General features: G+C 64.4%; 2 pseudogenes. One reads left to right on the top strand and one right to left on the bottom strand.

The annotated features are described in order from the left end of the window. Positions 1 to 379, bottom strand: a pseudogene (locus NKH38_RS33295) (BtpA/SgcQ family protein); the annotation flags it as partial. Here NKH38_RS33295 and NKH38_RS33290 point away from each other — a divergent pair. After that, positions 379 to 551: pseudogene (locus tag NKH38_RS33290) on the top strand (Zn-dependent hydrolase); the annotation flags it as partial. The pseudogenes NKH38_RS33295 and NKH38_RS33290 sit on opposite strands and share 1 nt — an antisense overlap.

The following is a 551-nucleotide window of genomic DNA, read 5'->3' as shown; positions in this document are numbered from 1 at the left end:
CGGCGGCGTGGCCAGTGCGCTGGCCGGTGGCGATCACCGCGTCGGCATCGAAGAACACGAGGTCCTTGACCTGCTCCTCGATCGGCCGGTCGCCGACGATCGCATGGGCGCCATGCTTGACATGCGCGTCGGCGAAGATGCGGATACCGTTGGCCCGAAGCCTAGCGCGGAAACGCATGGCGCGCGCCGCTTCGCCTTCGATAAGGCCCTCATTGGCGACATAGGCGTTGGCCCATTGATTGACGCGCACGAAGGCTGCACCGGAGGCACTGGCGATCGACAGCGCGGGAATGGAGGCATTGGCAAGCACATTGATGCCGATCGGCCGGCCGAGTTCGCGGCGGATGCGGTCGGAGACGACGGACATATAGGCTGAAGTTCGACATGCCGGGGGCGGCATTCTCTCCCGATATGGTCAAAACCGTCGAGGAGGCCGCCAATACCCTACAGCTGCCGCACAAACAGATGATCTCGGGTGCATTCCATGACGCGCTGTTCCTCGCCCGGGTGGCGCCTGCCGTGATGATCTTTGTGCCGTGCCGTGACGGGCT

Source organism: Mesorhizobium sp. M1078 (assembly GCF_040318615.1).
Taxonomy (GTDB): domain Bacteria; phylum Pseudomonadota; class Alphaproteobacteria; order Rhizobiales; family Rhizobiaceae; genus Mesorhizobium.
Note: the sequence above shows the minus strand (reverse complement) of the source record. Positions and strands in the feature narration are given on the sequence as shown.